Origin of the sequence: Bacteroides sp. 2201st1_D9_2201SCRN_220225 (assembly GCF_040928965.1) — a bacterium.
GTDB lineage: Bacteria > Bacteroidota > Bacteroidia > Bacteroidales > Bacteroidaceae > Bacteroides > Bacteroides stercoris.
Map to the genome: position 1 here is coordinate 17,046 of NZ_JBCODG010000020.1, position 17,442 is coordinate 34,487.

The window sequence follows — 17,442 nt, forward strand, 5'->3', positions numbered from 1 at the left end:
CAATGGAAACGTTGTTGAATATAACCTTGCCAATCTGCTCATTGGCGTGGCTTATAAAGGAGATAAGGCTCCTTATAGCCGAGGTTAAGGGTCGCCGTTAAACCCAGTCAAAAATAACGGTCGTATCTTGCAGCATCACCTTCGTGGCCGGTCACACAACTTGGTACCATTGTGGGTAGCGAAAATCTGCAAGAACGAAACATTTGATTTGAGGAATAAAGGCAATGTGCAACGGTGACCGGTTCGTTTACAGTTGTTTCCATGAAGTTATATGAAAACTTCATAGCACATTGCTTCCTCTTTTTTTCAAAATGTCAAAGAACGTTGTAAACCGTGTGTTCTGGGATGGACTTGAACCACCGACTTCGACAGTGTCAGTGTCGCATTCTAACCTGCTGAATTACCAGAACAACACCCCAACGCATTTCACAACGAATTGGGGGAAGAATACTACTACTACTAAATAACCTATGTGGTGTGGACCGGAAGAGAATTGAACTCTTGACCTTCAAATTATGAGTTTGCTGCTCTGACCAACTGAGCTACCGGTCCTTTAAATCCGCTTCCTTGGTATTTGTTATTTAAGGAAGCGGATATTGTTAATTGGTTATTTTAAGAAATTCTGGAGTCACCCCGTATAAAGGTGTTTTCCCATCCCATTTATCAATAAACTGTTTGTATAGAATTTCCTTTGTCAACCCCTTTGAGGCAATAAGAGCCTGCTCTGTCTTTAACCTTTCCAATTCGTTTTGCTTTTTCTGCTCTTCGATTTTTTGATCTATGACAGAGATATTAGTATTAACCTCGTTTCTATTATCAATTTTTTCTCTTACTCGATCGCTAAATTCTAATTGAGCTGAAAATGATTTTAAATCCAAGCCACGGTCTCTAAATTCTGTTCTAACAATATCCTCCAGTTTCTTTTCAAAAGCTAAAGAGCCGCCATCAGCCATAAGCGTATCGGTTTTATATTTTCGGCTTTCTTCTTTAATAAGGTCATAAATGCGCGGTTCAAGAATGTTATCCTCTAAAGATCTCATAAATCCATCCCCGTTTCCGATATGCTTATTATCAAATACAACATCAATCGCTTTGTCTTTAATAACTCTATATGAATATAGAGGGGTAGCGTTGAACTCTGTGTTATCGGCCGCTTTTAACGTTACTGATTTCTGAAATCCGCCACGTTGTTCAAACAACGGCACCTGAAACAATTCGGTTCCCCATTCCCATGTAGATACCTTCCCAGACACAATCTTAAAATCCTCCTTACCATCTTTACCATAGTTCTCCATTAGAACTCCGGCATAGTTAGGAGCGACACGTTCACAGGATGAAAAAATTACAGCTGCCATAAAAGCAACCAACATACACTTAATCTTTGTCTTCATGTTTTTTGATAATTAATTTAATGATGTTAATAACTGGATAGCAAACCCCAAAACATATAGCAATTCCCAACCAAGCGTTAATATGGTTGAATACCCTATTGCCAACGAATAAGATAGCTATCATAAAAAAGAATTGTTCTACATACTTTTTCATCGTATATTAATTTGATATATTTCAAAGAACTCTTATTGACTTATGTCATTGTGCCGCAAACAGGAGTTGAACCTGCACTATCTTTTTTCAATTTCTTAATGTCTGTCTTATTGGAAGACACGTGTGCTTTGGTTCTCCGCATTTAATTCTACCAAGGACTCAACCAATTGTCTTAAATTGGCAATAATACTTGCTCTTTCGTCTATAAGCTGTTCTTTCATTGTATAATAATTTAATTGTTAGCTGCTTATGATTGGCAACACAGTTTTATTTATTCCCAAAATCAGCTGGGGTTTCTCCCCATTCTTTGTTATTCCAGTGCCGGACCTCAATTGTATCAACATCCCATGCAAGAATTTTAAGAAATATCTCGGCTTTCTGAAGTTCTTTACATTTCTTCTTGGATGCCGTTTTCTTGTTTTGGAACCAAGTTATTGCTGTTATACTATCTGTATAGATAATTTTGGGGGAATAATCGTTTTCAATAATGTATTTCGCCGCTTCAACAACGCCTAAGAACTCTCCAATATTCACCGTTTTGTTTCCCAGGTTCTGATAAAAGATCCGTTGTCCGGTTCGCAAATCTATTCCTTGATACTCTGTTGTCTTATTTTTTACAGAATGAGCTGCATCTGTAGCTATTCCTTCTATTGGGATTCTTATCATATCCTACCAATATTGAGACGGAGTGGGAATAAGAGCTACAGTACCATTTATCATTGTTGGTCTCATCTCCACTGTCGAATTAATCCAAAATTTGCAAGGGTATTCGCCATCCACTTTAGCAAGATTAACTGTACTGTAATACGATTTACGTCCTTGTGCCTTTATACATGCTTTTTTCCGCTTTCGTGGTAATTTAGGCTTTTGTTGTTTTATAAGCTTTATTTGTGGGGACATAGTGACCGTCATTTTGAAACACAGTTAACACAATATTGGCTGCTTTACGAAAATCTTCAATAACCAGCAAAAGGTTTTTAATGTCTTTCCGCTTTGCCAGTTGCTTTATAACACCGCTAATGGTACGAATAGAAAACCTTTCACCGTCCATAGGGTCATATATTATGGTTTTGTTCCCAAATTTTACTTCTACTTTATATATGGCGTTTTTAACAACCGTAGAAGTTATCTTGGCTTCAAAAGCATGTGGCTCTGCTGCAACAACAATGAATCCGCGTCTATTATTTGTCATTGGAATCATTTGCACATCATATAATACATCTGGTTCGATTACTGCCTCCAGTTCACGTGATGCAATACATACACATTTGGGTTCTTCGGAATCTTCTCTCACACCTTTTATTTTACCGGTCTTAGTATTGATAGAGATAAATCCCACCCAAGACCCAGAAACGGTTGATTTAGTAAATTTCAACTTTGTTTTTATTCTGTCCATATTGCTATGATATTAGTTTGCATATAAAAGCCTCGCCAACTATAAGACGACGAGGCAAAGGTAATATTTTGTTTTTGAAAATATAATCAATTTAGAATGTATTTTATATTTAAAATATTGTAATACAGATATTTAAATTAAACGAAAACTAAATAATTTAATCAATATAAATAACTATATTTCAGAGAATTGGAAAAATCTTTATTAGTATATCGAAAATCTCAATAATCCATGATTTCATCTTCTAAAATACGTTTCACTTTTGGGATTGAAAATTCTCCTTTTTCATTACGGTATTCTACAATTTTAACTGGAATACCAATGTGTACAAGAAGCGGCAGAGAGTTTTCAAGAGCATCCTCTGGAAAAGCGCAATATTTTATGCCCGCTCTATAGCTTACAGGAAGGTTAAGGGGATTGCTTAATCGAATAGCATCCTCTTCATAAGCTTCAAAACAAGATTGGTTATGAAATAATACCAAACTATTTGCGCATTCTTCTTTATAGAATTTATACGCTTCAATGTACAGATTGTCCATAAAATTATAATTTAATTTGATTAGAAATGCACCTGTCACATATACCGTTATTCCGGATAAATTTTATTTTAGATAATTGGGAGCCACATTGCTGACAATAATATGTACGCTTGGGTTTAAATTTAATTGCATATAAAATTTGACGTTTGTTTACATCATATATGCCGGCAAGATTTTCAAGGATCTGATTATGTGTAAACTTGTTTGTTTTTACCAATTTCCAATAATCGTGCCGGATTAGTTTGTCTCTTGCTTCCTTTAAATTCAATAAATTCTTGTCTCTCAATATAACAATGTAAGGGTAGGGGACATTAGTTATATCGGCAATCTTTTGAGCATACAAGTCGTAAATCTGTACAGTACTCATTTTTCTATTATTATTTTAGTTTGAAGTGTTATAGCTTTAGAATTTTCTATTTCACGTATAAGATTAAAGGAATCTTCCAATAAAGCCAACATGATACGGTTACTCTCCTCATGTGTCATAGTCTTCCAGTTAATTTGCAATTGTTTGGCTATGTCTTTGGCCGGTTTATAAAACTTATTTGTTTTTGGAATATCTGTGACATTATATATTTCGCTTTGTTTTTGATCGAATAATAAACTACTTAATTCATAATAACGAAAAAATGCCTCCAAAGTCTTCTTCTTGTCTGGAGGTGTAATGGATAATTTGTTTTTTGGCATATTTATAAATAATTATACGCGATTTTCAGCAATTTATGTAATTTTCAACTAACATGGTAAGATTAGTCATGCAGGTTCCCTTTTAGTAGCAAACCTTGTCGACGCATTTGAAATATCATGGATCAATTATGCTATTTTGATTTATGATATTATTTCAGTTGCCATCGCAAGGTTTACAGAACTAATCAAAAAGAAGTCAAAAAGACTTTGTAAATTGACGAATTTTATCTGCATTACCGGAGAACATATCTTCGGCCTTTTTAAGTAATAGTTGGGATAGGGTAGGGGTAGTTGAGAAAACCAAGTAATTTTTTGAAAAATAATTATACACAATTATATTCAATTGTCAATAAATAGCAGTACCTTTACTTTCTCAATTAATAAACATTTATCATTATGAATATAGAAATTGGAGACATCGTACAAATTGTCAATACAATTGATCCAATCAAGATGGTTGTTATAGACAAAAAGGACAACGAGTATTTAACCGCAGTGTACTGGAGTAATACCCAAGGAGCATATCTAACAATAACAGGAAATATAAATGCTTTCGTGAAAATAGATTAACAGGTCCATTGCTTTTTATAATAAAATATAGGAACACAAAAGAAGCGTATCTCTACAACAATATACGAAGGATTGCTGTCCCTATATTTTTTTGCTTCAATAATAGCTTTCATATAATAAAATTTTAGTCTATAATAAATAACGTTCACTAACTACGGAAGGAACTTCTTAAAATCGTCTAACCATTAAATAGATACAATTCCAGATACCAAAGTATTAATGTTGACAATTACTGGTTTGGAGTTGTCTGTATGGAACAAATCTATAAGAATATCGCCAAGAGTTTCTTTTATTGTTGATTTAAGAAAATCTTTAATTTTGCAGTCTTCTGTTCCATTTCCTTTAATGACAATCGTTTCTGCTAATTTTTCGATATTGAGAATAAACATTTGAGATGAATCATTTTCATCTTTTATTATTGCTACACTTTGGTATTCCATTTTCCTATCGTTTTCTATAGAATAGGAAAATGGAAGAGGGGAGGGTTATGCTTTTATTGAAAAATATATTTAGACATAAAAAAGAGCGGCTATTCAGCCGCCCCTTCTACAAATTCCTTTAACCGATACAGCCGGTCAATAGCTGGGTTATAAAACGCATCTGGATAATGCTGTTTAATGTCGTTTATGTTCGCCCGGACATATAGAGATGTGTCGTAGATATGTTCGGATTCTGATAATATTACTTCTTTCGGTAACTGTGCTGTTTCCGCCCAGTACACGATTGCTTTGACGGATTCCTCGTCATATGCGTATTTACTTTCTTCCGCCATAATGATTTATTATTTGAAATTATCACCTTTGCTTTATCAATGATTATTCAGCTATATAGTCTTTTGTAATAATATCATTAAAAAATATAGGTGGTAAGATATAACCAGACAACTTTGTGCCTAATGTTTTTAAATGTATTATCCCTCTAAGTGAGCCATAATTCAAAGAAGCAAATTGTACTAAAATATTAGTCGGGAATATTATATGCCCTTCGCTGTCAGTAATTCCACTTATAGAATCTGGGTGTATCAAGAAATAACTGTCAATGACAGCCCTCATCAGTGGAGACTCCACATTGGAAAATGTCACTGTAATTTTACTACAAAGCACATGTTGGGGTTTATCATACTTAAACTGCGCCTCTGTTTGTACTTGAATTTCACCATGTTCATCCTTCATGTTTTCTTCAAACATGGCAAACTGTTCCAATTCCATTTTAGCGTATCTGTACATCACATCTTTCATAATATTCAAATGTTTTATGCGGCATTTTTAATGGAGGAATATTCTGTAACCGTAGTGACAGACTCATATTTATCTTTTTCTCCACCAAAACTAAAGCTGTTTATATCATAAGATAAAATAGAGACTTTACACTCATACGGGCGATGAATAGAAATTAGGTTTTCACCTATAGCTGATTGCACACGGCAAATCGTTTCAAGTGTAAGGTTCTCATTGCCCTTCAGTAATTTTCCGATATAAGCGGGAGACACATCAAGCATATCAGCAAATGCTCTTTGTGTAATCCCCTCTTTGCGTAGATGGTATCGGATTGCAAGCGCTATCATTCGAGACATCCGTAACCAATCCCTGTTTTTCTCCAGTTCCTCGGATTTCCTTATGACTTCTTGTGAACGGTCCTTTGCCAACTCATTCAGTTTTTCAAAATTAAATGCCATAGTTATTCTTTTAATTAGTAAATTCATTTTCTTCATATATGCCGTAACACTTTAACCATGCCCTAACCTTGTCTATATTTTGGATAATATGGTCTTTTAGATACGGCGATTCTTGTATCGTTTTACACAGTTTAATACCCCCTCCTACAATAATATATCTGTTTGCTCCCATTTTTATAGCATATAGCCGGATGAAAGAGGGGGATTCGGTACCGTAAGACTTCATTGGTGCATATTCAAATTCAAATTTATATTTCCCATCCAAAAATTTAAAGTGAGAATCAAAATCCGGTTTGTTTTTTTCTTTTGCGTTGAAATATAACTTGCGAAACAAGATTTCCAAATCATCTGCTTCTTCGGATACCTGATAAGCAGCGGCTTCTGGTTCGCAAACGGCAGACCAAACTTTTGATTTCAGATGTTCTTTATTTTTTTCAAAGAAATCTACGACTACATCCAAATCTCTCCAATTTTCAAACAGCCGTTCAAATTCATTGACATCTTCGTCATCATATTTAATACTATAAATATATGGAGGGTATATTTTTTCTATTTCCACGATATTTCTATGCTTGAATTAAACGATACTTTTTACAAAAATAGTGTTGGCAATCGTATTATCCAAATATATTAGATAATAAATAAACCTATGGGTTAATATTTAACACAAATGTGATACCCCAAAAGAATTCAAATAAACGAACGTTTTTTTATTTTGTTCTATGGTATTAAAACGAAATATATTTATCCGTTATACCTTAGTCAGCAACTTGAAGTCTTCAGCAGATATTCTGTTGATTGAGACAAGCCATTCAAGATAAGAAATGTCATCTTTAATATCACGAAATTTTTTCCCTTTATATTTTCCAAAATCAATTATTTTGTCTGCAATAGGTATATCTTCTTGTTTTTCAACACCTGGATATAATTGTTTAAGCTCTTCAAAGTCAATTTTAAAAAGCCTGTCCGTTGCTTCTAACCAATGAAGATATTGGCAATCTACTTTGTAGATGTCACCAAAAGATTTACCCTTATATTTACCAAACATAAGTATATCACTCGCTTTGTGAATAGGGAATATTTCATCAAGCGATACACCTGGAACATCAATCAGAACCCATTCCCCACACCCAGCACAAGGTATTTCTTCATCTTTGATATTTGGATAACATTCTTGCCTATATGTGTCATCAGGCTTACCGTTCACAAAACATTTACCATAAGCCTTACCATATTTGCCGTGTGGCTTTACTATTTCAACTAAGAAAGTCCGATCTTTGTTTGGGTCAATACGTCTTTCTTCGCTGGCGGAGCGTACCAGCCCCACCTCACATCGTTTAACTAAAAATGGAGTTCGTTTTCCTATATTGTAATAAATATTGAAAATATTATCGTGTGGATACATGTCTTCTTTTTTCAGGTATTGATAGGTCTGGTATTTTATCGCTTAGCAAAGGCCATAGAAATGGCGTAAATAATAACACAAATTAGCCCTACAGCCAAGAAAAAATCAGATAATAATTCATAGTGTTCGTTGTGCATATATAAAAGAAAATAAGTAAGTAGACAGGATAACAATATACAAATACAATATCTTTTCCATGAAACATGTTGGTCTTTTTCTTTTTCTAAAGAAAACCCACACATAATAGCAATACAAAGTTCTGCCACCATCCATATGATAATACAAATAAACGTAACCATCAGTTCTCCTTTTTTAAAGTTTTAATGAAATGCCAGAATGCTCATTATTTTCTATTTTAATATCATAACCTAAAACATCCACAATTTTAAGTAAAGTATCTATACTTATAATTGTAGCTTTTCTTTCGACATTAGCAATTGTAAGGGGGGCACATTCAATTTTTTTTGCTAAAGCGCGTTGAGATAAAGAATGTGCTTTTCTGACATCGACCAACCATAATAATAAGCTTTCATAATTAGCTATGGTAACTTTATCTATCTGAATATGTGAATTGATTGCTTGCAAATATTCCATTACTTTTTTTAAATTGAAATTATGCTCACCTTTTTCAAAACGCCTCAATGAAGGTAATAACATTTTCATATTAAACGAAATATCAGAAATCCTTATGCCAGATTCTTGCTTAGCCTTTGCCATTAATGCACAAAATTCTTTTCGATCCATGATTTTTATTTTTTGATATTACGGCAAAAATAGGTGTTATATTTGAAGTACACAAATACTTATCATTTTTTCTTCACAATTTCCCTTTCCACAAAATCAATCACCACATTTATCTTCCCTATGCAGTCATCGGTCAAGTCAATATACTCCTGCATTTTTTCTCCTCTGGAAGACATTTGAAGCCCATCCGATAAGGAGTCATAGGCATCCTGTTCCTCGTTTAAGATGTCCTCCAGCTCCCCTTTGGCATCTTCCAGTAAATTTATGACATCGTTGAATCTACCTTTTCTTTCTTTGTTCATTGATTATATACATTATTATGAAATAACTACCTTTCTCATTGGTTCAATATTTTAATAGCTTGCTCAACATCATCTTCCGACAAACCCAATAGGGTATCAGTCTTTACAAAGTGTTCAGCTTGTTCAAGAAGCATATCGCTATCATCATCCAGTATCACGTAGTTAAAATCAACCCCAATCTCTTTATAGTTCCAATTTTTTCCATTTTCAGAGTGGATATGGGTGTCGATCCATTGTTTTATCTCAACTCCACGAGGAATGCTAAGATGAATACCTTGCATAATATAGGCATACGCTCTTATAGTTACTCCTACAATTCTATCAGCGTATGGAAATGGAAACGGGACTGAATGTCTTATGGTTGTTAATTCTTCTTTTGTATCTTCTACCGTGTTTCTTCTCCAAGACGAAGAAATAACAATTTTGGCATCCGTAGCATCTATAATCTTACCAAGTAAATCACACGCATCCTTATCAAGTGCATAATGTGACTTTTCCGTGGAAATCACTCCATCTATATCAAGAAATATGATTTTCATGTTCAATGTTTTTTATGTAATCAACTAATTCAAATTCGTAAACAAATACATAGGGATTAGATTCCCATGTTCCTTTGCCGGAGACTTTATCTATGAGGGCGGCAAAGGCTTCACGAGGAGTGCAATAAGGTTGAATATCTCCTTTATAATAATAAGCATCCATAAAATGTGTATCTGCACTTCCGCATTGTCCTTTATAAATTCCTTCTTTCAAGCAATCTTTATCGGAGATGTCTTGCAACCGTTCTATCTTGATGTCGGTAATGCGGATATGATGGGGCATGAGGTCAGCACGGACAAACATTTTATTTTTCCAACCGGGTGCGAATTTAGTTTTAGTATAAAATCCTATTCCGTCCCTATCATTAAGTGCAATTTCGGGATTCATCCCTAAACTTTCATAACATTGTGCAATGGCAAAAACTCCACTAACCTTGTACTTCGGCTGAATAAACATTGGAACAAAGTCATTACAGTCCTTATCATATACAAGAATCTCAAAAAGGGGGCTAACATCATCTGATTCAGTAATCCTAAAACATCCAGCAGGATTTTCTTGATATGCTTTCGGACACTTAATGATTCTTCTTGTCTGCGTCTTCCGACCATCCAATACAGCCTGGGTTAGACTGTATTTATCATTGAACATTATCTTCTTCATTGTATCTTTCTTTTAACTCTTTCAAAACAATCTCCATGCCTTCATTCAATCCTTTCTTGTAGCCTGATATATGCTCACCTATGTTGTAAACCAAGCATCCTGCAACGATAAGAATAACTCCTACAGTCCTATGCCAATAGAGAAAGGATACACTGAACGGTGAGAATGTCAGTCGGAAGTGACCGATGAATAATGCTGATATGATGAGTATCGCAAGAGAAAATATTAGGTTTGCTTTCATAATTATATACTCTTATTCGTTAATCATTAAACAAATCAACAGCTTTCGCAACCCAATACCATATCACGAAATAAAAAGCGTATTTGGCTAATCTTTCGCAAGCTTGTGAAGGCTCTATCCCGGCAATGAAATTCCATGTATTATACTCATATACGCAAATTAGATATGATATAATGATAGGAACCAGTATATATATAAATCTTCTCATAATCATATATGTTTTAATGCTTCTTCTATCCCGGCTTCCAGTGCTTCCTCGTAAGATTTATAAATTTTATCAACTTCTGTTTCAGAAAGAAAATCATAATCCTCTATATCGTAAAGTCGATAATACCATCGTCCATATTGATTAAAATCAACAGCTATATGAATAGAATGATTTTCACGCAGCCACTTTTGGGCGATAGATTGAGGTGGAACAGATAAGTATTTATAACAATGATGCAAAGTAGAAACATTTATAAAATATTTTCTTTGCTGGAAACCTTTCTCTTTCAGCAGCTTCGCAGTCTCTAATGTTACAAGTTCTTCGGTCATAACTATAAAAATAATGCGGTTGTTGAAACAATAGTCATAATGAAAAAGATTAATGCAATACATTTCCATATTTTTGCAGTAGCCTCCAAACCGTGTTTCTGCTTGTCAAACTCGCTTATTGCGTAATTCAAAGCCTCGTCTTTCAGTCCTTTAAACTTGTCGTTCAAAGCCTCTGTTATATCGTCTGCAATAACATACTTCACCTTCTCTAACACAGATTCAGGATAACCTCTCTCATCATAATTTATTTCATACAACAAGTCGTGGTGAAAAAGATAAGGTATATCGTTTACTTTATAGGAAAGTTTGATGCCGCTTTCTTTGACATATTTCAAAAACCTTTCTTCGGCAATCTCATTTATCTTTTCCTGGTTAAATTCTGACTCCTTCTTTATCTCATTAAAATATTCCTCGTCAACAATCACACAATTGTTTTCAAGTTTCATCACATGTGCTTTCATTCTTTTTCTTTAAAGTGTTCAATCAGTTCGTTTACGGTAGCCTTGTGAATGGCGTCCAAATTCACGTCAATATCATTAACCCAATAAGTAGAGAACTTGATTTCAGGACACAGAATCCATTTATTCCCATCCGTAAACCATTGGTATTTATCTGTATCGTCCCTCAATGCGGCTATAGCCAAGAAAAGTTCCTCATTCATTCCACAATCAATAAGACTATCTATTTTTTCAAGATCATCTGTATCATCATCGTCCAATGAATAAACCATATTAGCTCCAAATATACAAGTGCATAAATTGTAGTATAAATTACGCCAACCTACATATGGATTACAATAGTAACCAAATTCTTCTAATCTATTTCTAATATTAGCAGTATTTTTACGTATGAAACACGGTGTTGTAAATCCCATAGTTATTCCTCCTTATCTATCTTAATATCTGTTACTTTGCCACAATTGATAAAATAATCATCATGACCCGCGCCAAACATATCACAAATAAGATAATCGCTATTATCGCATTTATTCCGTAACGAACATTTTAAACAATAATCATGTTTCGCTTCCTTCAATTCATGTAGCACTCCGTCTATTATTATTCCGTTCTTTATTTCCATGATTATTTTCTCCTATGCGTTTTACGGTTTTTATTCTTCTTCCTGCGTTTCGCAATCTGCTTATTTGTACACCTATCATATTTTGGGCGATATTTTTTCATTTTGGGTGCATCACACGGTTCTAAAGGAGAAATATCACTATATGGATTGTAAATCTTATAATAAGTATTTTCGTTCCACGAAATTTCATTCTGCATATTTATCCCTCCTTCTTTTTAAGGCTTATATCAACTGATAACCTATCGGAAATTTCCATGATTACAACGTTAAGATTATATTGGTTTTTATATGCTCTATGGGGGAAACAGCTAACGCAGATTTATCCTTTTCTCTGCATATATAAAACATGTTGCTGACTTTTAAACCCGTTTCGGTTTCAAGTTTTTCCAGAATATGAGCTATCTCCATTTCGGCTTTCGCTTTCTTGTTTTTTGCTTCTTCTATATCCATGGTTATTTCCCTTTCAATTCATTAATTAGCACATCGGCGCAAGCAATAGCAAATTGAGCAACAGCTTTAGGTACTGTATGTATCTCGTTTTCTTTATATGTTGCTTCGGAACAGGCATAACCAACTTCTTCTTCATCGCTTAGTATTCCTTGCATGGCAGCTTTCGCCAGTTCGTAACGCCTCTGTTCCCAATCAATATTATCAGACCTTTCTTGAAGTATTTCAACCTCATCAAAACTTAATTCAATAGGACTCCCGTAACTATCACACTTATCAAGTGTGACACGTGCGTAATCAGAAATATTGATAATTTCTCCAGTCTCTTTTATTCTCGCTTTCATTATTTACCCTCCTTTTCAACATATCCGTTTTTAATACACCAGCACAGCATCTCATAGGCTGAATTAATAAGTTCCTTACTCTCTGTCAGGTTTAATATAGAACGCGAATAAGGCTCCATATATAAACATGTTCCGCTATTTGCAAGCTTCTGTAAGGTTAGTACATGTGTGCCAATAAAACAAGGCAGCTTATCGAGAATGTCCTGCAAAGTGTAAGTGGGAATTATTTCCCAAAATGCACTATCTCGTTTTTGATTAATTACATCTTCATATATTTCAAGTTCCCATTTTGCATTTTTATAAGACAGAGCGTAACACCAACACATGCTTCCATCGCTTGTATCCAGCCCAAGCTCCTGCAAATGTTTCATCTGTTTGACTGATAATACTTGTTTTGATTTCATAGTTTAGTCCTCCGTTTCTGTTTCAAAAGTGTTGTATTCAATATCAGCATTACTAACGCATTTGGGCATGTTCTTATCCCGTTCTTCCTTACTCAAATAAAGAAATATATCTTCGTCTGGATTGGAAGAATAACTATTTCCGTTCCAGACTGTTCTAATTATTCCATATATCTTCATATTCAATCTCCTTTCTCTTTAATCCGTTCCCGATTGCTTTCCGAAACACACATCTTGCACCATGATTCCTTAATGTGATACACTTTTTAGATCTTCGTTTGTAGCAATTCCTTTTAAGACAGTTCCTCCTACTTCAACACGATAAAAGTAAGAAGGGTGAATATTGTTATCTGAATCTTCAGAAAATGACGGGTACACTTTCTTTATTCGACCAATTTTTCCAACCATTTCTGGTTGCAGATCATTGGATACAATTTTCACATTATCTCCAACACTAAATTTTAAATTTTCCATGTTATTATTAAATTATACAACTTTACGTTGCGTTGTTACTAATATTTTACATAACGCCTCACAAAGAACTCGTGCCATATTTACTTCTACAGCATTGCCTATATATTTCTTTTGTTCAGCCTGGGTGCCAACAAGAACATAATCGTCAGGAAATCCCATGATCTTTTTTAATTCTGAAATCTTCAGCATACGCATCTTAATATCCATGATACCATACATGGCCATAAATTCTTTTATCTTCTTCATAGGCTCGGTATCATCGTCATATATTTGATAAATCAAGCATCCGTCTACGGGAACAATAAAAGATGGCAGTTCACAATCACCAGACGCTTCAACAAGATATGGTGGCATTTTATCCATCCTTGCTATCAATGTAAAACAAGGTTTATCTACAGAACCTCCTGGAGATGAATATTGGGGGTTCAGTAAATAATGCCATTTGTGATTAGCTGTAATGCGGCCCACCGATTTATCTGCTGATGCAGGTTTGCTATTACCATATTGCCGGTCTATAAAAATAGGGCACACAATCCGTTGTTTGGGAATTGTAGTAACAGCTGAACATGGCTTGTTTATACTGCCATGTTGCCCGCCACCAGAATAATAGTTCATAAAAAATGAAGAAATAAGACCAAACCTATCTTTTGTGGTAACAGTTGGGGCCGGTTCTTCAACCGACTTGTTAAACCCATTTCCATAATGAACTGATATAAAAATATGATGGTCTTTAGTTGTAATAGCGCCCGCTGGCTGTTCCACACTTATATTTTTGCTCATTGGTTCTCCACTGTATGCTTTAGACAAGAAGTTTACATGAGATATACCTAATCTGTTTTGAGTAGCTACAGTTGGGCATGGGTGTTCTATATCGGGTGCTACATATTTCCCAGCTTGATTCATTGAATTGTATTTGATAAGAAATGCCTCTTTTCCTCCCGCAACAAATTTTATTAAACCAGCATAAATACGATTCAATGACGCATCTACCAATGGTTTTTTTCTTCCAAAAATACTTTTTCCTTCATCTTTAAGATCAAGCACTTCTTTTACTGGATTCCATTGTCGCTTATTTGTTTCAGGAGCTTTAGAATGTGTTGGTTTCGGAAATACAATTGGTAAGCCCTTGGTGGCAAATATCCCAAAAAAACGTTTCCGAGATGTATATGCACCATAATCAGCAGCATTAAGGATTTGATAATCATAATCATAACCGTAAGACCGCACTTTAGCAACCCATTTTAAATAAGATTTTCCCTTATCTTTACTAATAGGTTTCCCATATTCATCTAAATCACCCCAGCTCATAAACTCTTCAACATTCTCAATTTGGATATAGTCTGGATGAATGGCTTCGATATATCTAAAAAGATTTTCAGCAAGTGTTCTACTATCAGCATCTCGTGGTTGACCACCTTTAGCTTTACTAAAATTTGTACATTCCAATGAGGCCCATAAAACTATTAATGCTTCAGGATATTCAGCTCTGCATTTTTGTAGGTGGGAAACTAAAGGAGATAAATTCAGTGTACGAATATCTTCTGTAAAATGAAGAGCGTCCGGATGATTAGCAGCATGACTTGCAATCGCATTTTTATCATGATTTACACATGCTATTACCTTAGCGCATTGTTCGTTCTCTAAACGGGCTTTTTCAACTCCTGTACTGGTTCCACCAGCACCACAAAATAAATCTATATAAAGTAATTTCATTGCTTCTCTAAGTATTCTACAATATCTTTGTCGGGCATATTAAAAATCTCTTCATCCAAATAAAAATAAATCTGGTTATCTACGGTTTCCGCTTCTCGTGTGCTCCAATTCCCCATATCATCTAATAATTGTTGGCTTAAACGTTCTACAGACACAATCACTTCTTGTTCATCAGATGTTCCTTCAAATATAACCACTGTCTTTGTCGGATAATAAGCTCCGTTCCAATCAATATAGTCTGGGGGCTGGCAGAATATTCTACGAATAATTGGCCACAAGTTTTCTGATTGAAAATCGGAATTTTGTATATGCCAGTAGCATTCCCAGTATGTAAATCCTGTACAACGTATCATTTGTTGGATTACTGTATCAGAAGCCCCATTACTTATAGCATTTTGAAGTGCGCACCAGCATCCTTGATCGAACCCTGTTAATTTTGGGGTTAATTCGCTGGCCTTTACTTGAATATTTCCTCTTTTATCAGGAAAAATTAAAGAAACAGGCGTATCATCTTCAACCGGATGAGGAACAGAGACACACACTTGCATAACTTTCTGCTCGCCACTGTTTACAGGATGCCATATAACCTCCGCACCTATATTGACAAAATAATATTTATTCATATTCAATTATATAAAGGATTTACTTAGCGAATCTAACAGTTGTTTTAAAGGCTGTTTGTCGTCTTCATTCTTAGCTGTTAATAATTTAACTTCTCTGTCAGCTAATTGATAAAATTCATCTTTTTCAGCATAATTCATAGCTTTTATATACAATTCAAAAGCGTCTTCAATAGACATACCATCTGCCGAAATATTAGCTAACAGCTCTCCCATACACACTTCGCTTTGTGTGTATTGTTCTATAATCTTTTCAAATGTTTCCATACATGATTTATTTTAGAACCACACTAATAATCTTGGAGTCTTCCAATAAAAATTGAATACTGGGAATATCTCTTTAAGTGTAGTGGTTATTTTTCCTGTAATATTTTTCACATGTCTAATTCGCAAATGATTAGCTGTTACTGCATAGTCTATTCCTTGTTGTAGCCCTATTTGCGAAAGAAGCGATTTCAAGAATACTTTTATATGTTGCTTTGCGCCAGTAATTGAACGATAGCCAAAATCAATGTTAGCTACACGCTTGATACGCTTGCGTCTCATTTATTTTTCAGCTTGTTATTAAACTTGATCTTTCCATTTTTATATAAATCAATTTTCTTTTTACGATATTTTCGTTTTAACTCAGTCCAATATTCAGTTGGATATTGTTTGTAAGTCTTGCGTGTAGGGGGAGATAGTATAGATTGTATAAGCCGTTTGCTTACATTAAACATTGCGGCCAACTTTCTTTGACTATATCCTTCACGGGCCAAAATCTGAATGGCCTGGCGTTGTTCTGGGGACAACTTAGCGCGGCCATCAAACCTGGTTCCTGCCAATTTTATGTCTTCTATTTTTAACGGCATTTTATCGCAGCTTTAATTTGAATAGATTTTGTTTACTTGTATGGTGTGAATAGTTGTCCACTTTAACTGTATATTAACATAAAGGTTGTTCCTGTTTTATACAAGAACAACCTTTCTTCATGGTCGGTTATATCGTAACCCATCTGTATGGACAAACCATTTTTTTAAACTTCCATCAGGCTTTAGTACCTTTTCTATATCAATTGTTAACCAATGGATAGCTCCCTCTCCAGATTTAATTTCAAAATAGGTGGGGTGTCTCCAATAATCAATCGTCTTTTTATGTCCCATATTAATCATCGTTTATTGCTACAGATTTTACTTTGTCTGTAACAGGCATGTATTCTATAAGATATGCAAGATGTCCGGTGGCAATATACTCCAGCTCGATATGTTGCTTGTTGCCCCATTCTTTATCGTAAGCCAACAAGTTGATATGTCCATTATTCAGCCGTGCTTCATAAACCACAACGTCCATGGGGCCTTCATCCGTATTGACCATGATTGTAGGTGGTTCGTATAATAATTCCTCATTGTTATCGTCGTCAACCCAAACAAATTTGCCACCATGAGCTTGCAATGCTAATACCAGTTCTTCCGCTTCCATTTTTCTAATTTTGTCACACATGGCACTAAAATCAGAATGCTTAATATATTCCATTATAATTCAA

General features: G+C 34.7%; 32 protein-coding genes and 2 tRNA genes. 1 reads left to right on the forward strand and 33 read right to left on the reverse strand.

Annotation, left to right across the window (positions count from 1 at the left end; all coding sequences use genetic code 11):
- Positions 1-336 precede the first annotated feature (336 nt).
- The 7 genes from AB5903_RS08480 to AB5903_RS08510 all read right to left on the reverse strand — a co-directional run bounded on the left by AB5903_RS08480 (position 337) and on the right by AB5903_RS08510 (position 4,167).
- A tRNA-Val gene (locus tag AB5903_RS08480) sits at positions 337-410 on the reverse strand.
- 68 nt (positions 411-478) lie between these two features.
- Positions 479-552, reverse strand: a tRNA-Ile gene (locus AB5903_RS08485).
- Between the two features lie 47 nt (positions 553-599).
- Entirely contained in the window at positions 600-1,391 is a 792-nt protein-coding gene (locus AB5903_RS08490) for a hypothetical protein (protein ID WP_272198685.1), read from the reverse strand.
- Between the two features lie 421 nt (positions 1,392-1,812).
- Positions 1,813-2,211, reverse strand: a complete 399-nt coding sequence (locus AB5903_RS08495) for a ribonuclease H (RefSeq protein WP_368117770.1) — start codon at positions 2,209-2,211, stop codon at positions 1,813-1,815.
- Positions 2,212-2,404: 193 nt separating this feature from the next.
- Entirely contained in the window at positions 2,405-2,941 is a 537-nt protein-coding gene (locus AB5903_RS08500) for a hypothetical protein (RefSeq protein ID WP_272198687.1), read from the reverse strand.
- 221 nt (positions 2,942-3,162) lie between these two features.
- The gene (locus tag AB5903_RS08505) at positions 3,163-3,480 is read right to left on the reverse strand and encodes a DNA mismatch repair protein MutS (RefSeq protein WP_272198688.1); all 318 of its coding nucleotides are present in this window, start codon (positions 3,478-3,480) and stop codon (positions 3,163-3,165) included.
- Positions 3,481-3,843: 363 nt separating this feature from the next.
- On the reverse strand, positions 3,844-4,167 hold the full coding sequence (locus AB5903_RS08510; protein ID WP_368117771.1) for a hypothetical protein: 324 nt from the start codon (positions 4,165-4,167) through the stop codon (positions 3,844-3,846).
- A gap of 396 nt (positions 4,168-4,563) precedes the next feature.
- Between AB5903_RS08510 and AB5903_RS08515 the strand changes: the two genes are divergently transcribed.
- A complete protein-coding gene (locus tag AB5903_RS08515; protein WP_272198690.1) occupies positions 4,564-4,737 on the forward strand; it encodes a hypothetical protein in 174 nt (57 codons plus the stop codon).
- Between the two features lie 185 nt (positions 4,738-4,922).
- Here the strand turns inward: AB5903_RS08515 and AB5903_RS08520 are convergent, their stop codons facing one another.
- The 26 genes from AB5903_RS08520 to AB5903_RS08645 form a co-directional block, all read right to left on the reverse strand.
- Complete coding sequence (locus AB5903_RS08520) at positions 4,923-5,177, reverse strand: hypothetical protein (protein WP_368117772.1); 255 nt, start codon at positions 5,175-5,177, stop codon at positions 4,923-4,925.
- An 89-nt stretch (positions 5,178-5,266) separates the two neighbouring features.
- Positions 5,267-5,509 carry a hypothetical protein gene (locus AB5903_RS08525; RefSeq protein ID WP_060386642.1) on the reverse strand — a complete coding sequence of 81 codons (243 nt, stop codon included), beginning with the start codon at positions 5,507-5,509 and terminating at the stop codon, positions 5,267-5,269.
- Between the two features lie 43 nt (positions 5,510-5,552).
- The gene (locus tag AB5903_RS08530; RefSeq protein ID WP_060386643.1) at positions 5,553-5,975 is read right to left on the reverse strand and encodes a hypothetical protein; all 423 of its coding nucleotides are present in this window, start codon (positions 5,973-5,975) and stop codon (positions 5,553-5,555) included.
- Positions 5,976-5,989: 14 nt separating this feature from the next.
- Positions 5,990-6,448: a helix-turn-helix transcriptional regulator gene (locus AB5903_RS08535; RefSeq protein ID WP_082709346.1), complete on the reverse strand. Its 459-nt coding sequence runs from the start codon at positions 6,446-6,448 to the stop codon at positions 5,990-5,992.
- Positions 6,423-6,971 (reverse strand): hypothetical protein, encoded by a 549-nt coding sequence (locus AB5903_RS08540; protein ID WP_060386645.1) that lies wholly within the window; start codon positions 6,969-6,971, stop codon positions 6,423-6,425. Before AB5903_RS08540 ends, AB5903_RS08535 begins: the two co-directional genes overlap by 26 nt.
- A gap of 192 nt (positions 6,972-7,163) precedes the next feature.
- Entirely contained in the window at positions 7,164-7,817 is a 654-nt protein-coding gene (locus tag AB5903_RS08545; RefSeq protein ID WP_368117773.1) for a hypothetical protein, read from the reverse strand.
- A gap of 312 nt (positions 7,818-8,129) precedes the next feature.
- Positions 8,130-8,561, reverse strand: a complete 432-nt coding sequence (locus AB5903_RS08550; RefSeq protein ID WP_368117774.1) for a helix-turn-helix domain-containing protein — start codon at positions 8,559-8,561, stop codon at positions 8,130-8,132.
- 62 nt (positions 8,562-8,623) lie between these two features.
- Positions 8,624-8,863: a hypothetical protein gene (locus AB5903_RS08555; RefSeq protein WP_195639717.1), complete on the reverse strand. Its 240-nt coding sequence runs from the start codon at positions 8,861-8,863 to the stop codon at positions 8,624-8,626.
- Positions 8,864-8,898: 35 nt separating this feature from the next.
- Positions 8,899-9,402 (reverse strand): HAD domain-containing protein, encoded by a 504-nt coding sequence (locus tag AB5903_RS08560; RefSeq protein ID WP_368117775.1) that lies wholly within the window; start codon positions 9,400-9,402, stop codon positions 8,899-8,901.
- Entirely contained in the window at positions 9,383-10,063 is a 681-nt protein-coding gene (locus tag AB5903_RS08565; RefSeq protein WP_368117776.1) for a hypothetical protein, read from the reverse strand. The genes AB5903_RS08560 and AB5903_RS08565 overlap by 20 nt, the downstream gene beginning before the upstream one ends.
- Positions 10,041-10,304 carry a hypothetical protein gene (locus AB5903_RS08570; protein ID WP_368117777.1) on the reverse strand — a complete coding sequence of 88 codons (264 nt, stop codon included), beginning with the start codon at positions 10,302-10,304 and terminating at the stop codon, positions 10,041-10,043. Before AB5903_RS08570 ends, AB5903_RS08565 begins: the two co-directional genes overlap by 23 nt.
- A gap of 210 nt (positions 10,305-10,514) precedes the next feature.
- Complete coding sequence (locus AB5903_RS08575) at positions 10,515-10,841, reverse strand: hypothetical protein (protein ID WP_195639720.1); 327 nt, start codon at positions 10,839-10,841, stop codon at positions 10,515-10,517.
- A 2-nt stretch (positions 10,842-10,843) separates the two neighbouring features.
- Positions 10,844-11,302, reverse strand: a complete 459-nt coding sequence (locus AB5903_RS08580) for a hypothetical protein (RefSeq protein ID WP_368117778.1) — start codon at positions 11,300-11,302, stop codon at positions 10,844-10,846.
- Positions 11,299-11,571, reverse strand: coding sequence for a hypothetical protein (locus AB5903_RS08585; protein ID WP_368117779.1), 273 nt, complete (start codon positions 11,569-11,571; stop codon positions 11,299-11,301). The genes AB5903_RS08580 and AB5903_RS08585 overlap by 4 nt, the downstream gene beginning before the upstream one ends.
- 146 nt (positions 11,572-11,717) lie before the next feature.
- The gene (locus AB5903_RS08590) at positions 11,718-11,921 is read right to left on the reverse strand and encodes a hypothetical protein (protein ID WP_306541418.1); all 204 of its coding nucleotides are present in this window, start codon (positions 11,919-11,921) and stop codon (positions 11,718-11,720) included.
- Positions 11,922-12,179: 258 nt separating this feature from the next.
- Entirely contained in the window at positions 12,180-12,371 is a 192-nt protein-coding gene (locus AB5903_RS08595; protein WP_342979364.1) for a hypothetical protein, read from the reverse strand.
- A 2-nt stretch (positions 12,372-12,373) separates the two neighbouring features.
- Entirely contained in the window at positions 12,374-12,712 is a 339-nt protein-coding gene (locus AB5903_RS08600) for a hypothetical protein (RefSeq protein WP_368117780.1), read from the reverse strand.
- Positions 12,712-13,116, reverse strand: a complete 405-nt coding sequence (locus AB5903_RS08605; RefSeq protein ID WP_368117781.1) for a hypothetical protein — start codon at positions 13,114-13,116, stop codon at positions 12,712-12,714. The genes AB5903_RS08600 and AB5903_RS08605 overlap by 1 nt, the downstream gene beginning before the upstream one ends.
- A gap of 246 nt (positions 13,117-13,362) precedes the next feature.
- Positions 13,363-13,587 (reverse strand): hypothetical protein, encoded by a 225-nt coding sequence (locus tag AB5903_RS08610; protein ID WP_060386660.1) that lies wholly within the window; start codon positions 13,585-13,587, stop codon positions 13,363-13,365.
- Positions 13,588-13,599: 12 nt separating this feature from the next.
- Positions 13,600-15,300, reverse strand: a complete 1,701-nt coding sequence (locus AB5903_RS08615) for a DNA cytosine methyltransferase (protein ID WP_368117782.1) — start codon at positions 15,298-15,300, stop codon at positions 13,600-13,602.
- Positions 15,297-15,923 carry a hypothetical protein gene (locus AB5903_RS08620; protein WP_368117783.1) on the reverse strand — a complete coding sequence of 209 codons (627 nt, stop codon included), beginning with the start codon at positions 15,921-15,923 and terminating at the stop codon, positions 15,297-15,299. The genes AB5903_RS08615 and AB5903_RS08620 overlap by 4 nt, the downstream gene beginning before the upstream one ends.
- 6 nt (positions 15,924-15,929) lie before the next feature.
- On the reverse strand, positions 15,930-16,187 hold the full coding sequence (locus AB5903_RS08625) for a hypothetical protein (RefSeq protein ID WP_368117784.1): 258 nt from the start codon (positions 16,185-16,187) through the stop codon (positions 15,930-15,932).
- A 12-nt stretch (positions 16,188-16,199) separates the two neighbouring features.
- Positions 16,200-16,466: a hypothetical protein gene (locus AB5903_RS08630; RefSeq protein WP_195526340.1), complete on the reverse strand. Its 267-nt coding sequence runs from the start codon at positions 16,464-16,466 to the stop codon at positions 16,200-16,202.
- Positions 16,463-16,771, reverse strand: a complete 309-nt coding sequence (locus AB5903_RS08635) for a helix-turn-helix domain-containing protein (protein WP_060386662.1) — start codon at positions 16,769-16,771, stop codon at positions 16,463-16,465. The genes AB5903_RS08630 and AB5903_RS08635 overlap by 4 nt, the downstream gene beginning before the upstream one ends.
- A gap of 117 nt (positions 16,772-16,888) precedes the next feature.
- Positions 16,889-17,062 (reverse strand): hypothetical protein, encoded by a 174-nt coding sequence (locus AB5903_RS08640; protein WP_165593236.1) that lies wholly within the window; start codon positions 17,060-17,062, stop codon positions 16,889-16,891.
- Position 17,063: 1 nt separating this feature from the next.
- The gene (locus AB5903_RS08645; protein ID WP_060386664.1) at positions 17,064-17,432 is read right to left on the reverse strand and encodes a hypothetical protein; all 369 of its coding nucleotides are present in this window, start codon (positions 17,430-17,432) and stop codon (positions 17,064-17,066) included.
- Between the last annotated feature and the right edge of the window lie 10 nt (positions 17,433-17,442).

What these genes read in the sequence shown, in the direction of transcription:
- AB5903_RS08490 (WP_272198685.1), bottom strand. Translation starts at nt 1,391, where the DNA reads ATGAAGACAAAGATTAAGTGTATGTTGGTTGCTTTTATGGCAGCTGTA.
- AB5903_RS08495 (WP_368117770.1), bottom strand. Translation starts at nt 2,211, where the DNA reads ATGATAAGAATCCCAATAGAAGGAATAGCTACAGATGCAGCTCATTCT.
- AB5903_RS08500 (WP_272198687.1), bottom strand. Translation starts at nt 2,941, where the DNA reads ATGGACAGAATAAAAACAAAGTTGAAATTTACTAAATCAACCGTTTCT.
- AB5903_RS08505 (WP_272198688.1), bottom strand. Translation starts at nt 3,480, where the DNA reads ATGGACAATCTGTACATTGAAGCGTATAAATTCTATAAAGAAGAATGC.
- AB5903_RS08510 (WP_368117771.1), bottom strand. Translation starts at nt 4,167, where the DNA reads ATGCCAAAAAACAAATTATCCATTACACCTCCAGACAAGAAGAAGACT.
- AB5903_RS08515 (WP_272198690.1), top strand. Translation starts at nt 4,564, where the DNA reads ATGAATATAGAAATTGGAGACATCGTACAAATTGTCAATACAATTGAT.
- AB5903_RS08520 (WP_368117772.1), bottom strand. Translation starts at nt 5,177, where the DNA reads ATGGAATACCAAAGTGTAGCAATAATAAAAGATGAAAATGATTCATCT.
- AB5903_RS08525 (WP_060386642.1), bottom strand. Translation starts at nt 5,509, where the DNA reads ATGGCGGAAGAAAGTAAATACGCATATGACGAGGAATCCGTCAAAGCA.
- AB5903_RS08530 (WP_060386643.1), bottom strand. Translation starts at nt 5,975, where the DNA reads ATGAAAGATGTGATGTACAGATACGCTAAAATGGAATTGGAACAGTTT.
- AB5903_RS08535 (WP_082709346.1), bottom strand. Translation starts at nt 6,448, where the DNA reads ATGAAGAAAATGAATTTACTAATTAAAAGAATAACTATGGCATTTAAT.
- AB5903_RS08545 (WP_368117773.1), bottom strand. Translation starts at nt 7,817, where the DNA reads ATGTATCCACACGATAATATTTTCAATATTTATTACAATATAGGAAAA.
- AB5903_RS08550 (WP_368117774.1), bottom strand. Translation starts at nt 8,561, where the DNA reads ATGGATCGAAAAGAATTTTGTGCATTAATGGCAAAGGCTAAGCAAGAA.
- AB5903_RS08555 (WP_195639717.1), bottom strand. Translation starts at nt 8,863, where the DNA reads ATGAACAAAGAAAGAAAAGGTAGATTCAACGATGTCATAAATTTACTG.
- AB5903_RS08560 (WP_368117775.1), bottom strand. Translation starts at nt 9,402, where the DNA reads ATGAAAATCATATTTCTTGATATAGATGGAGTGATTTCCACGGAAAAG.
- AB5903_RS08565 (WP_368117776.1), bottom strand. Translation starts at nt 10,063, where the DNA reads ATGAAGAAGATAATGTTCAATGATAAATACAGTCTAACCCAGGCTGTA.
- AB5903_RS08570 (WP_368117777.1), bottom strand. Translation starts at nt 10,304, where the DNA reads ATGAAAGCAAACCTAATATTTTCTCTTGCGATACTCATCATATCAGCA.
- AB5903_RS08575 (WP_195639720.1), bottom strand. Translation starts at nt 10,841, where the DNA reads ATGACCGAAGAACTTGTAACATTAGAGACTGCGAAGCTGCTGAAAGAG.
- AB5903_RS08580 (WP_368117778.1), bottom strand. Translation starts at nt 11,302, where the DNA reads ATGAAAGCACATGTGATGAAACTTGAAAACAATTGTGTGATTGTTGAC.
- AB5903_RS08585 (WP_368117779.1), bottom strand. Translation starts at nt 11,571, where the DNA reads ATGGTTTATTCATTGGACGATGATGATACAGATGATCTTGAAAAAATA.
- AB5903_RS08590 (WP_306541418.1), bottom strand. Translation starts at nt 11,921, where the DNA reads ATGGAAATAAAGAACGGAATAATAATAGACGGAGTGCTACATGAATTG.
- AB5903_RS08595 (WP_342979364.1), bottom strand. Translation starts at nt 12,371, where the DNA reads ATGGATATAGAAGAAGCAAAAAACAAGAAAGCGAAAGCCGAAATGGAG.
- AB5903_RS08600 (WP_368117780.1), bottom strand. Translation starts at nt 12,712, where the DNA reads ATGAAAGCGAGAATAAAAGAGACTGGAGAAATTATCAATATTTCTGAT.
- AB5903_RS08605 (WP_368117781.1), bottom strand. Translation starts at nt 13,116, where the DNA reads ATGAAATCAAAACAAGTATTATCAGTCAAACAGATGAAACATTTGCAG.
- AB5903_RS08610 (WP_060386660.1), bottom strand. Translation starts at nt 13,587, where the DNA reads ATGGAAAATTTAAAATTTAGTGTTGGAGATAATGTGAAAATTGTATCC.
- AB5903_RS08615 (WP_368117782.1), bottom strand. Translation starts at nt 15,300, where the DNA reads ATGAAATTACTTTATATAGATTTATTTTGTGGTGCTGGTGGAACCAGT.
- AB5903_RS08620 (WP_368117783.1), bottom strand. Translation starts at nt 15,923, where the DNA reads ATGAATAAATATTATTTTGTCAATATAGGTGCGGAGGTTATATGGCAT.
- AB5903_RS08625 (WP_368117784.1), bottom strand. Translation starts at nt 16,187, where the DNA reads ATGGAAACATTTGAAAAGATTATAGAACAATACACACAAAGCGAAGTG.
- AB5903_RS08630 (WP_195526340.1), bottom strand. Translation starts at nt 16,466, where the DNA reads ATGAGACGCAAGCGTATCAAGCGTGTAGCTAACATTGATTTTGGCTAT.
- AB5903_RS08635 (WP_060386662.1), bottom strand. Translation starts at nt 16,771, where the DNA reads ATGCCGTTAAAAATAGAAGACATAAAATTGGCAGGAACCAGGTTTGAT.
- AB5903_RS08640 (WP_165593236.1), bottom strand. Translation starts at nt 17,062, where the DNA reads ATGGGACATAAAAAGACGATTGATTATTGGAGACACCCCACCTATTTT.
- AB5903_RS08645 (WP_060386664.1), bottom strand. Translation starts at nt 17,432, where the DNA reads ATGGAATATATTAAGCATTCTGATTTTAGTGCCATGTGTGACAAAATT.